At 60.7% G+C, this 10,389-nt stretch carries 11 protein-coding genes; 5 read left to right on the forward strand and 6 right to left on the reverse strand.

All coding sequences use genetic code 11. The features are described 5' to 3' along the window. Window positions 1-160 precede the first annotated feature (160 nt). Together ABJP42_RS18730 and ABJP42_RS18735 are read right to left on the reverse strand one after the other, a co-directional pair. Window positions 161-964 (reverse strand): tRNA1(Val) (adenine(37)-N6)-methyltransferase, encoded by an 804-nt coding sequence (locus tag ABJP42_RS18730; protein ID WP_348343119.1) that lies wholly within the window; start codon window positions 962-964, stop codon window positions 161-163. Next, entirely contained in the window at window positions 961-1,182 is a 222-nt protein-coding gene (locus ABJP42_RS18735; protein ID WP_348343121.1) for a putative signal transducing protein, read from the reverse strand. Before ABJP42_RS18735 ends, ABJP42_RS18730 begins: the two co-directional genes overlap by 4 nt. 57 nt (window positions 1,183-1,239) lie before the next feature. Here ABJP42_RS18735 and ABJP42_RS18740 point away from each other — a divergent pair, with 57 nt between their 5' ends. Both ABJP42_RS18740 and ABJP42_RS18745 read left to right on the forward strand, forming a co-directional pair. After that, the gene (locus ABJP42_RS18740; RefSeq protein ID WP_348343123.1) at window positions 1,240-2,238 is read left to right on the forward strand and encodes a polyprenyl synthetase family protein; all 999 of its coding nucleotides are present in this window, start codon (window positions 1,240-1,242) and stop codon (window positions 2,236-2,238) included. A gap of 99 nt (window positions 2,239-2,337) precedes the next feature. After that, complete coding sequence (locus ABJP42_RS18745; RefSeq protein ID WP_348343125.1) at window positions 2,338-3,084, forward strand: hypothetical protein; 747 nt, start codon at window positions 2,338-2,340, stop codon at window positions 3,082-3,084. Between the two features lie 33 nt (window positions 3,085-3,117). On the opposite strand, the gene ABJP42_RS18750 is transcribed toward ABJP42_RS18745, so the two are convergent. The 4 genes from ABJP42_RS18750 to soxR form a co-directional block, all read right to left on the reverse strand. Next, window positions 3,118-3,939: a 4-(cytidine 5'-diphospho)-2-C-methyl-D-erythritol kinase gene (locus tag ABJP42_RS18750; protein WP_348343127.1), complete on the reverse strand. Its 822-nt coding sequence runs from the start codon at window positions 3,937-3,939 to the stop codon at window positions 3,118-3,120. Continuing rightward, window positions 3,929-5,671 (reverse strand): tetratricopeptide repeat protein, encoded by a 1,743-nt coding sequence (locus ABJP42_RS18755; RefSeq protein WP_348343129.1) that lies wholly within the window; start codon window positions 5,669-5,671, stop codon window positions 3,929-3,931. The genes ABJP42_RS18750 and ABJP42_RS18755 overlap by 11 nt, the downstream gene beginning before the upstream one ends. Before the next feature lie 161 nt (window positions 5,672-5,832). Then, complete coding sequence (locus tag ABJP42_RS18760; RefSeq protein WP_348343131.1) at window positions 5,833-7,482, reverse strand: electron transfer flavoprotein-ubiquinone oxidoreductase; 1,650 nt, start codon at window positions 7,480-7,482, stop codon at window positions 5,833-5,835. 173 nt (window positions 7,483-7,655) lie between these two features. Further along, on the reverse strand, window positions 7,656-8,135 hold the full coding sequence (gene soxR / locus ABJP42_RS18765; protein ID WP_348343133.1) for a redox-sensitive transcriptional activator SoxR: 480 nt from the start codon (window positions 8,133-8,135) through the stop codon (window positions 7,656-7,658). Window positions 8,136-8,253: 118 nt separating this feature from the next. Between soxR and ABJP42_RS18770 the strand changes: the two genes are divergently transcribed. The 3 genes from ABJP42_RS18770 to ABJP42_RS18780 form a co-directional block, all read left to right on the forward strand. Next, window positions 8,254-8,637 (forward strand): VOC family protein, encoded by a 384-nt coding sequence (locus ABJP42_RS18770; RefSeq protein WP_348343135.1) that lies wholly within the window; start codon window positions 8,254-8,256, stop codon window positions 8,635-8,637. 274 nt (window positions 8,638-8,911) lie between these two features. Next, window positions 8,912-9,382: a transcription elongation factor GreA gene (gene greA, locus ABJP42_RS18775; protein ID WP_348343137.1), complete on the forward strand. Its 471-nt coding sequence runs from the start codon at window positions 8,912-8,914 to the stop codon at window positions 9,380-9,382. A gap of 118 nt (window positions 9,383-9,500) precedes the next feature. Further along, window positions 9,501-10,389 (forward strand): G protein-coupled receptor family protein (locus ABJP42_RS18780; RefSeq protein WP_348343139.1); only part of this gene is annotated, 889 nt, incomplete at its 3' end.

The following is a 10,389-nucleotide window of genomic DNA, read 5'->3' on the forward strand; positions in this document are numbered from 1 at the left end:
GAGCATAAGTTTTGCCCGCTGTCACGCTGCAGACGCATAGTTTTTGTCATGAAATTGTCATATCGGCCAAAGCCCGCCGGAACCGTTATTTTTATGAATCAAATTGGGGAAAAACGCCCGAAAAATACCTGCCACTGGTTGCAAATCCAGCCTCGGCTCCCTATTTGGCAGCGGGCCAGCCGAGGGCAGCGCCATCGCGCAAAATCGCCTTTATCTCGCCCCGGTAGCTCTCCGCATCCGCCAGGTGCCGCGCCCCTTCGTGCAAGATGAGCGGCGCATGCAGGCGAAAATCAGCCCGCCCGCCTTTGCGCGCCCGCAACAGAACCAGCTCAGCCGGGCGTTCGGCCCGCGGCGCCAGTGGCAGCACCTCCAGTGATCCCAAACGCCCCATGCATCCCGTCAGCATCTCGGGCAGCCGGTCCGCCCGCTGGATCATATGCAGATAGCCCTTATGGGCCAGCCGCCGGGCCGCAGTTTCGATCCAGATCTGCAAAGGCGTATCGCCACCAAGGGCAATCTGACGCCCGGTATCTTCGGCCGGGCTATGGGCACCGGCCCGGTAATAGGGCGGGTTGGCCAGGACGTGATCAAACTGACGCTGGCGCAGATCGGCAGGCAGGGCCGCCAAATCCGCCTCAATCACCTCCAGTGTCTGACTGTTCTGGGTGGCGTTGCGACGGGCCAGTGCCGCATAGTCTGCCTGCAATTCCACACCGGTTAACTGCAGCCCCGGCACCCGCGCGCCCAGGCACAGGAGCGCCTGCCCGCCACCACAGCCCAGCTCCAGAACCCGCTCCCCGGCACGCGCTGGCAGGGCAGAAGCCAAAAGCACCGGATCAACCCCGGCGCGGTAGCCATCGCGCGGCTGCCACAGCTGCACGCGCCCGCCTAGGAAATCGTTTAGAGACAGGGTGTCATCCCAAAAGCCAGCCCCGCCCCCGGTTGCTTCATCTGCCGGGCTCATCTGTCCTGACCAAGCGGGATCTCATTGTCGGTCATGGCGCGACGCGCCTGGGCGTAATCCTCTTCGCGCACCATTAGACGGCGCGGAAAAATTCCAATGCCGCCTTCGAGGATGCTCATATTTACGTCCATCTGAAAGCAGTCTATATCCTCTCCCTCAAGAAGGGCGGATGCAAAGGCCAGGACTGTCGGATCGGTGCTGCGCAAAAGTTCTTTCATGGGGATGGATCTAAGGGCAAGGTCACGGTCTTGTCGAGCCTGAAAGCCGGGAAAGCAATGAACCAAGTCACGACACAAAAGCCGCATGAATTGCTCGCCGCCACCTTGAGCACGGAAATGGAGGCGGTGAATACACTGATCCAGACCCGGATGGCCTCTGAACATGCGCCCCGCATTCCCGAAGTGACCGCGCATCTGGTAGAGGCCGGCGGCAAGCGCCTGCGTCCAATGCTGACCCTCGCGGCGGCCCGGCTTTGTGGCTACGAGGGCGCGCATCACGTCAAACTGGCCGCTACGGTTGAATTCATCCATACCGCCACCCTGCTGCACGACGATGTGGTAGATGAAAGCGGCCAACGCCGGGGACGTCCCACTGCCAATCTCTTGTGGGACAACAAAAGCTCGGTTCTGGTTGGCGACTACCTGTTTTCGCGCAGCTTCCAGCTGATGGTGGAAACCGGCTCGCTCAAAGTGCTGGATATTCTCGCCAATGCCTCGGCCACCATTGCCGAGGGCGAAGTGCTGCAAATGACCGCCGCGTCCAATTTGGAAACCGATGAAGCAGTCTATCTGCAGGTGGTGCGTGGCAAGACGGCGGCGCTGTTTTCCGCCGCCACCGAAGTGGGCGGCGTCATCGCCGGGGCCCCGGCAGAACAGATCAAGGCACTGTACGACTACGGTGATGCGCTGGGGATTGCCTTCCAGATTGCGGACGATCTGCTGGACTATCAGGGCGATAGCGCCGCAACCGGCAAAAACGTCGGCGATGATTTTCGCGAACGCAAGCTGACCCTGCCAGTGATCAAGGCCGTAGCCCAGGCCACAGAGGATGAGCGCGCCTTTTGGCGGCGCACCATCGAAAAGGGCCAGCAAAAGGACGGCGATCTGGAAACCGCGCTGGGGCTGATGGAAAAATACGGCACCCTGGAAGCCACCCGTCAGGATGCGCTGCTCTGGGCTGAGACCGCCACCCAGGCGCTCACCGCCCTGCCCGATCACCCTATCCGCCAGATGCTGCATGATCTGGCCGAATATGTTGTCTCGCGCCTGCATTAAGGCGCGTTAAATCACAGATCCAAAGGCGCCCGCAGCTTTGCGGGCGTTTGCTTTTGTGCTTTGCTATCACAGCACAAATCGCAGCAAGGTGATCCGACGATGTTCCGTTTTATCCTGCATGGCTTGGCCGTGATCCTCCTCACCCTGCTGACCCAGCTTGGCGGGATCGCCTGGGCGCTGTCGCGCCTCACGGCAAGGCCGCTGCTTGCCTTTGTCGGGCTATATGCCGGGCTTACTGCGCTGGCCATCTGGGTGGCACCACTGACCGGCCGAACCGCGCTGTCTTGTTTTGACCAGGGACCGCTGCAGGTACAATCCTGGTTCTACTGCGCCAGCAATCGCAGCTATGTCACGCCAGAACTGAAGACTGCGCTGCAGGAGGCCTCCGCAACCGTAGACGCCGCATATCCCGGCACCCAGACCTTGGTGCTGGACGCAGGTTTTCCCTTCCTGACCGGCTTTCCGCTGCTGCCGCATCTGTCACATGATGACGGTGAAAAGGTCGATCTGGCCTTTTATTACGCGGATGCTGCAGGGGAGTATTCCCCCGGCCAAACCCGCAGCCCCATCGGCTATTTTGCCTTTGAACAGGGCGAAACCAGCTGCCCGGATCAATGGCTCAGCCTGCGCTGGGATCTGGCCTGGCTGCAGCCCCTGTGGAAGACCTATGGGCTGAAACCAAACCGCAACCGGCTTTTGATTGAGACCCTTGTGGATGACCCGCGCATCGGCAAGATTTTTGTCGAACCGCATCTGCAGGAAAGCCTGGGGCTGAGCGGCAGCAAGATCCGTTTTCAGGGCTGCCGGGCGGCGCGGCACGATGATCATATTCATCTGCAGCTTTGATTACCTGATGCCGGTTTCCTGATGCCTTGGACCTTAGGTCAGGTTCACTGCCCGCATCCACCACTCGGGATGTTCGGCGCCAATCTCATAGGCGGCCATATGGGCGGCCTTTTTGGTTGGATAGAGCGCAAAACAAGTGGCGCCCGACCCGGACATCCGCGACAGCAGAGCACCTGAACTGGCACCGAGATCTGCCAGGACCCGGTCAATCTCAGGCGCTGCCCCCCGCGCGGGAGGTTCCAAATCGTTGCGCTGCTCTGCCAGCCAGGCCGCGCAGTCCTGCGGATCAGAAAACTCCGGGATAGCTTCTGGCATCGGCGCATTGTCGCGGCTCTGTAGCCCCGAAAACACCGCGCCAGTCGGCACATGCACTCCAGGATTGACCAAAAGCGCGGGCAATACCGGCAGCTCAATCGGCGTGACCTGTTCGCCAATGCCCCGCATCCGCGCGGCCCGCGCCAGACCACAGACCGGCACATCCGCCCCCAGCGACAGCGGCAGATCCGCCGGGATCTTATGCCCCTGCTCGGCCAGCGCAGTCAGCAGCGCTGCCGCATCAGACGAGCCGCCGCCAATTCCAGCCCCATGGGGCAGTTGTTTGTCCAGATGCACCGCCCCTGTCCAGTCCGCGCCCTGTGCCGCCTGCCACAGCAGATTGCGCCCATCCACCGGCACGCCCTCGGCAAAGGGCCCGCGCAGATCGATCGCCATTTCGGAACCAGGTTCAAGGCGCAGGTGATCGCCAAGATCGGCAAAGGCAACCAGCGAATCCAGCAGATGATAACCATCAGCGCGCTGGCCAGTGACATGCAGGGTCAGGTTGATCTTGGCCGGTGCAAAGACCTCAGCCGTCATTGGCGACCTGCAAAGGGGCTGCGCCTTCCTGCTCCAGCACCGCATCCAAGCCGCTCTCCAGCTTGTTGCGGATCCGGTCAGGATCGGCTTCACCATCGCCCTCACCCTCGCGAATGAAGGACAGGGCCCGCTTCCACTGGAACTCAGCCTCGCGCTGGCGGCCAACCGCCCAATAGACATCGCCCAGGTGATCATTGACCACCGGATCCACCGGCATCAACTCCACGGCGCGCTCCATCGGCCCCACGGCTTCAGAATAGCGACCCAGGCGGTAGAATACCCAGCCGAGACTGTCGACGATATAGCCGGAATCCGGCCGCGCCGCGACGGCGCGCTCGATCATGCCCAGAGCCTCGTCGAGCTTGGCAGCATCGGCTTCTTTTTCAATCAGCGAATAGCCAAGATAGTTCAGCACCTGCGGGCTGTCCGGGCGCAGCTCCAGCGAGGCGCGGAAATCGGCCTCGGCCTTTGGCCATTCTTTTAAGCGCTCATAAGAGATGCCGCGGGCGTAGTGCAGGAACCAGAGGCTGCCGGACCCTTCGGGCATATTGGGCTGGGCCGCGTCATAGGCCGCCACCGCACCAGCGTAGTCCTCTTGCTGGCGCAACAAATCGCCCAGCGCAATCGAGACCTGTGGCAGGCTGGGATAGTCCTGCACCAGTTGCCCCAAAACTTCGACAGCGGCGTCAGGCTTGGCCGCCCGGCGCAGCGCCTCGGCGCGGCCCATTTCGGCGGCATAGTTTTCCGGGTGATCATCCGGCACCTGCTTGTAGGTGGCGATCGAAAGCTCGTAGCGGCCCAGTTGATCCAGCAATTCGGCGCTGAGCAGCACCGCGTCCACATGGTCAGGGTTCAGCGCGGCTGCAAGGCGCGCATACATCAGCACATAGTCATTGGCCGCCTCGCCGGTCATCACCGCCGCCAGGGTAAAGAACACCTCGGCGATGCCAGCCTGAGCCGATCCGGCAGTGGAGAATCCCAGAGGTTCACCGGCATTCAGGCGCTTGCGCATATCATCCAGCGCCGGATCCGTGCCGGTGCCAAAGGCAGTATTCAGGGTCTCCAGCGCCAATTCGTTTTCACCCAGCTGTGACTGGATCTCGACCCGGGCCAAGGCCGCGCGCCGTGACAGACGGGTCAGCTGGCCGTCATCTGCGGCAAACAACTCTTCGGCGCCGCCGTAGTTTCCTGCCGAAGCCAGAGCCAGGGCCTTGTGGTAATAGGCAAAGGGACGCAGCGCCTCTTCTTCAGCGATACGGTCAAACACCGCGATCGCCTTATCGACCGAGCCGATGCCCATATGAGCCCAGGCCTCGAGCAGATTGTCCACCAGCGGGTGGATCTGGCGGAGGTTCAGATCGCGGTCCAGAATGGCCTGATAGTCCTGATCAAGGACAAAGCCCCCCACCATGACAATATTGGCCCCCTGGCTGCGCACCTCATTGTCCCAAAGCCGCTTGGCCACGGGGATGGCCTGCTTCATCTGCCCCTGCGCCAGATGGGCAAAGACCACGTTCTCCATCAACATAGAATTGGAAGGATCGCGCACCAATGCCCGGGTGTAGTATTCTGCAGAGGCGGAAAAATCGCTCTCATAGGTGGCGGCACGCCCGGCCAGATAGGCGCCAGCCAAGCCGTCAGCGGCGACAGACTGCGCCGTTACCAGAGTTCCCATCGTAGAAAATGCAACCAATGCCACTGCTGGCAGGTTGCGAAAATTTGATACCGGCACCTGGGGTTCTCCTATGCGTCTGCGCCTCGCCTGAAGGAGAATCGTAGTGCGGGACCCGGCGACACGCAATGGGGCGACCCGAAGGCCGCCCCAATTTTACGTGATTTCTATAGCTTCAGGGCGCAATTGGCGTGCAACCGCCGGTCTTACTGCCCGTGAAGTTACATATTTGGATAGTTCGGCCCGTCGCCGCCCTGGGGGGTGGTCCAGGTGATGTTCTGGCTTGGATCCTTGATGTCGCAGGTTTTGCAATGCACGCAGTTCTGGAAATTGACCACGAACTCGGGCTTGCCATCCTTTTCGACCACCTCGTAGACGCCGGCCGGGCAGTAACGCTGCGCCGGTTCGTTGAATTTCGGCAGGTTGGTCGAGATCGGCAGATTGGGATCCGCCAGACGCAGGTGACAGGGCTGGCTTTCCTCGTGATTGGTCGCGGCAAAGCTCACATTGGTCAGGCGATCAAAGGACAGCACCCCGTCTGGCTTGGGGTAATCGATCTCTTTGTGCTTGCTGGCTTCCTCGGTCGACTCGGCATCGTTTTTACCGTGCTTGAGGGTGCCAAAGAGCGACAGGCCAAAGAGTGTGTTGGTCCACATATCCAGACCACCCAGCGCCAGCGAAGGCAGCAGGCCCCACTTGGACCACATGGGCTTGACGTTGCGCACCTTCTTGAGGTCTTTGCCGATGTCGCCATCGCGCACCGCGGCTTCATACTCAGGCAGCTCATCACCGGAGCGATCCGCCTGGATTGCCGCATAGGCGGCCTCGGCTGCGGATTTGCCCGACAGCATGGCGTTGTGGTTGCCCTTGATGCGCGGCACGTTGACCATCCCGGCAGAGCAGCCCAACAGCGCCACACCGGGGGCGACCAGTTTGGGCATCGACTGATAACCGCCTTCGGTGATGGCGCGGGCGCCATAGGCTACGCGCTTGCCGCCTTCCAGAAGTTCAGCAACCATCGGATGATGCTTGAAACGCTGGAATTCCATGTAGGGGTAAAGATGCGGGTTCTTGTAGTTCAGGTGGACCACAAAGCCGACGTAAACCTGGTTGTTCTCCAGATGGTAGATAAAGGAGCCACCACCGGCATTGGAATTCAGCGGCCAGCCCATTGTGTGGGTAACAGTGCCTTCCTTGTGCTTGGCGGGATCAATCTCCCAGATCTCTTTCATGCCAACGCCGTATTTTTGCACGTCCTTGCCGGCCTGCAGGTCATATTTGGCGATGACTTCTTTCGAAAGCGAACCACGCACGCCTTCCGACAAGAAGACATATTTGCCGTGCAGCTCCATGCCCGGCTCGGTGTTGGGACCGTAAGAGCCGTCTTCCTCAAGACCAAAGACACCGGCAACCACGCCTTTGACTTCACCCTTGTCGCCATAAACGAGCTCAGAGCAGGACATGCCGGGGAAGATTTCAACACCCAGTTCTTCGGCCTGTTCCGCCATCCAACGGCAGACATTGCCCATCGAGACGATGTAGTTGCCGTGGTTGTTCATCAGCGGCGGCATGGGGAGGTTGGGAACGCGGATTTCGCCTGCTTCGCCCAGCATGTAGAAGTTGTCTTCCTTCACTTCCGTGTTCAGCGGCGCGCCTTTTTCTTTCCAGTCGGGGATCAGCGCGTCCAGCCCGCAGGGGTCGAGAACCGCACCAGACAGGATATGGGCGCCCACTTCGGAACCCTTTTCCAGAACCACGACCTCAAGGTCGGCATCCAGCTGTTTCAGACGGATCGCGGCAGACAGACCGGCAGGGCCCGCCCCTACGATCACTACGTCATATTCCATCGTTTCGCGTTCGATCTCGGCCATAGAGCTGCTCCTTGGCTATTGTATTCGCTACCGGTCCCCATGCGGGGGGCGAGCTGGGAGTAATTTTCTTTCGCGGTTGCTTAGCGTTTGGCAACATACAAGGTCAATCCAAACTCTGCGTTAGTTACATCAGATCCGCGCTTTGCCGCAGGGGCATGGGCCATTTTCGGCGCTCAGGCCTCATTTTCCGGCGCCGCAGCGGTTTCCGGACTGTCCCCCATCAGGTAACGCGGCCCCTTGCCCTTTTCTGCCGCGAGGTCCTTGGGGTTATACAAAGCACATTTTGGCAGCGACAGGCAGCCACAGCCAATACAGCCATCCAGATTGTCGCGCATTTTCTGCAGGGTTTCGATCCGCGCATCCAGATGCTGGCGAAACCCGGTAGAGATTCGGCTCCAGTCTTCCGGCGTCGGGGTCCGCCCGCCTGGCAGGGTTTTCAGAAAGCCGCGGATCTCGGGCAGGGAGAAACCAAACTGCTGCGCAATCATGATGAAACTGAGGCGGCGGATATCTGCGCGGTGAAACCGGCGCTGGCCACCAGCATTGCGCCAGGGCTCCAGCAGCCCCTGCGCCTCGTAGTAGCGAATGGCCGATACGGCCAGCCCGGTCCGGTCCGACAAGTAGCCGATCGCAACCCCTGCTGATTTGGCCATATTCTCTCCTGTTGAAAAAAACTGCGCGCACCGGCAATTTTTTCCTTGAGCTGAAGTTAGGTTTAGCAATTACCGTAGAGAGACTGAAGCACAAAGGCCACTAAAAAGGAGAGAGCAGATGAGTGCTATTTTGGAACATGCCAATATTACCGTCACCAACCCCGAGGCCACAGCCAAATGGATGGCGGAGATCTTTGGCTGGCACACCCGCTGGTCCGGGGCCTCGATCCACGATGGGTTCAGCCTGCATGTGGGGGGCGCCGACAGCTATCTGGCGCTTTATGCCCCGCCCAGCACCCCCAAGGATCCCGGCAACAGCTATACCACGCGCGGTGGGCTCAACCATCTGGCCGTGGTGGTGCAGGACATCAAAGCCACCGAGGCCGCCGTTTTGGCCGCAGGCTTCACCCCGACCAATCACGCCGATTATGAGCCGGGCCAGCGGTTTTACTTCCACGACGCGGATGGGATCGAATATGAAGTGGTGCAATACGATGATTGACCTCTTGTGGCAGGCGGCCCTGCCGCAGCTGCCGGATCACGGCGTAATTCCGCGCAAAGCCGTTAGAAAAGCAATATAATCCGCCATTTGGGCGCAATTGCCTGTGGGTAGCTGGTCCCGCCCCCTTGAAATTTGCGCCCAGATTGGGTCAGGTAAATGCCAACACGAAAAGACAGGCCCCGCTACAGAGTTGTGGCGGGGCTCTGCCTTTGGCAAAATCGACGCATAACAACACAAGAGCTAACTCCTTAGCCAAACGACCTGGACCCATGATATGGAAAAGATCCCAATGACTTCTGCGGGTCACACCGCACTCGAAGCTGAACTGAAGAACCTGAAATCGGTGGAGCGGCCCAATATCATCAAGGCCATCGCCGAGGCGCGTGAGCTGGGCGATCTGTCGGAAAACGCCGAATATCACTCGGCGCGGGAAAAACAGTCCTTTATCGAAGGTCGCGTCAAGGAGCTTGAGGGCATCCTGAGCCTCGCGGATGTGATTGACCCGACCAAGCTTTCCGGCTCGATCAAGTTTGGCGCCAAGGTGACGCTGGTGGATGAAGACACCGACGAAGAGAAGACCTGGCAGATCGTTGGCGAACACGAAGCCAATGTCGAGGCCGGGTTGCTGAACATCAAATCCCCCATTGCCCGAGCGCTCATCGGCAAGGAAGAGGGTGACAGCGTCGAGGTCCGCACGCCGGGCGGCGTGCGCGGCTATGAAATCCTGACCATCGTTTACGGTTAGTGCGGCAGCTGATACGGGGCGCGGCAGAGCTATTGCCACCGCCGCCCCCCTTGCCACGGCTGGTGAAACCGCTAGCCTTGCAGAGATCCAGATCCACTTCCCCATTACGAGTTCGCCCATGACCGTCCAGGACGCCCCAAAAAAGCCCGCGCCTCTTGCAGGTCGTGGCACATCAAAAGGCCAAAGGGAGACGGGCACGGGCAGCGCTACGGGCACAGGCAGCGCCGAGGTTGTTGCCATTTTGCTCTCGGTGCTCTGGCTGCTTTTGGTGCTGGCGCTCTATCTGCTGGCCCCCGTGGACCAGGGGTTGGCCCGCTGGACCCCAACCGTTTTGACCACCCTGGCGATTGTTCTGCCCCTGGTAATGATCTGGGTTGGCATTTCGGCGCTGCGCGCCTCGCGGGTGATGCAGGGCGAAAGCCAGCGCTTGCAGGCGGCCATCGACAGCCTGCGCCACAGCTATTTGACCCATGTGCAGCAGACAGATGCCACCGGCGAGCCAACTGTCAGCCAAAAGCTGGAAGAGATCGCCGAGGCCGCGCGCAAGACCGAGACCGCCCTGGCCACTTTCCAAAGCAGCCGCAACAGCACAGCGCCCCGCCCCGCCATCCCCACCGAGGCCACCAAGCTGGCCATCGAGGATCAGGGTAGCCTGGCGCTTGGCACTTCGGCCGAGGACATCGCCGCACCGCTGCCCGCCGAACAGTTCATCCGGGCGCTGAATTTCCCCGAAACTGCCGAGGACGAGGAAGGCTTTGCGGCCCTGCGGGCGGCGCTGAAGGATCGCAAGGCGGCGCAGGTGGTACAGGCGGCGCAGGATGTGCTGACGCTGCTGAGCCAGGACGGTATCTATATGGATGATCTGCGCCCTGACATGGCCCGACCTGAAATCTGGCGGCAATTTGCCCAGGGCACCCGTGGCCGCGCCGTGGCCTCATTGGGTGGGGTCCGCGATCGCACCTCCCTGGCGCTGACCTCGGCACGGATGAAGCAGGATCCGATTTTCC

The sequence above is a fragment of the Pseudophaeobacter sp. genome (genome assembly GCF_039971195.1).
Taxonomy (GTDB): Bacteria; Pseudomonadota; Alphaproteobacteria; order Rhodobacterales; family Rhodobacteraceae; genus Pseudophaeobacter.

Bases quoted from the DNA above. Each gene is read 5' to 3' on its own strand.
- ABJP42_RS18730 (WP_348343119.1), bottom strand. From the start codon at position 964: ATGAGCCCGGCAGATGAAGCAACCGGGGGCGGGGCTGGCTTTTGGGAT.
- ABJP42_RS18735 (WP_348343121.1), bottom strand. From the start codon at position 1,182: ATGAAAGAACTTTTGCGCAGCACCGATCCGACAGTCCTGGCCTTTGCA.
- ABJP42_RS18740 (WP_348343123.1), top strand. From the start codon at position 1,240: ATGAACCAAGTCACGACACAAAAGCCGCATGAATTGCTCGCCGCCACC.
- ABJP42_RS18745 (WP_348343125.1), top strand. From the start codon at position 2,338: ATGTTCCGTTTTATCCTGCATGGCTTGGCCGTGATCCTCCTCACCCTG.
- ABJP42_RS18750 (WP_348343127.1), bottom strand. From the start codon at position 3,939: ATGACGGCTGAGGTCTTTGCACCGGCCAAGATCAACCTGACCCTGCAT.
- ABJP42_RS18760 (WP_348343131.1), bottom strand. From the start codon at position 7,482: ATGGCCGAGATCGAACGCGAAACGATGGAATATGACGTAGTGATCGTA.
- soxR (WP_348343133.1), bottom strand. From the start codon at position 8,135: ATGGCCAAATCAGCAGGGGTTGCGATCGGCTACTTGTCGGACCGGACC.
- ABJP42_RS18770 (WP_348343135.1), top strand. From the start codon at position 8,254: ATGAGTGCTATTTTGGAACATGCCAATATTACCGTCACCAACCCCGAG.
- greA (WP_348343137.1), top strand. From the start codon at position 8,912: ATGGAAAAGATCCCAATGACTTCTGCGGGTCACACCGCACTCGAAGCT.